Raw genomic sequence first — 538 nt, 5'->3', positions numbered from 1 at the left:
CATCGCCCAAGACATGCCCATAGACGCGCCAACCAACAGCAAAACAATCGATGTGGTGACGGCAGATTCCAAAATGATCTTAGGAAGATCTCGCCATTTCACTTCGCGATACACCAACACCGCTAAAACAAAGGTGTAGACCACGGCGATGGCAGAGGCTTCGGTAGCCGTAAAGATACCGCCGATGATGCCACCCATGATGACCACAATCAGAGCCAGTGAAGGCGCCGCATTTAGAAATGTATCCCAAACCATCGCTAGCGTTGGGCGAGCAGCAATTGGGTAACCACGACGTTTGGCGATGATCCCAGCCACCACCATGATGCTCAGACCCATCAAAATACCCGGAATGTAACCAGCGAGGAACAGCGCCGCGATAGAGGTACCACCAGAGACTAACGAGAACACGATCAAGGTGTTACTTGGCGGGATCAACAAACCAGATGGACAAGAAGTGATGTTTACCGCGGCAGAAAAGTTTTCATCGTAGCCATCTTTCTTTTGCAGTGGTGACATAGTTCCGCCGACCGCTGCGGCA

The 538-nt window shown here is 51.7% G+C and carries 1 protein-coding gene; it reads right to left on the bottom strand.

The annotated features are described in order from the left end of the window. Window positions 1–538 (bottom strand): TRAP transporter large permease subunit (locus tag R7Q11_RS28870; RefSeq protein WP_225467307.1); only part of this gene is annotated, 538 nt, incomplete at both ends.

It is taken from the genome of Vibrio sp. 970 (assembly GCF_033339075.1).
The sequence above is the reverse complement of the archived record's forward strand: the minus strand, read 5'-3'. Positions and strand labels throughout refer to the sequence as shown.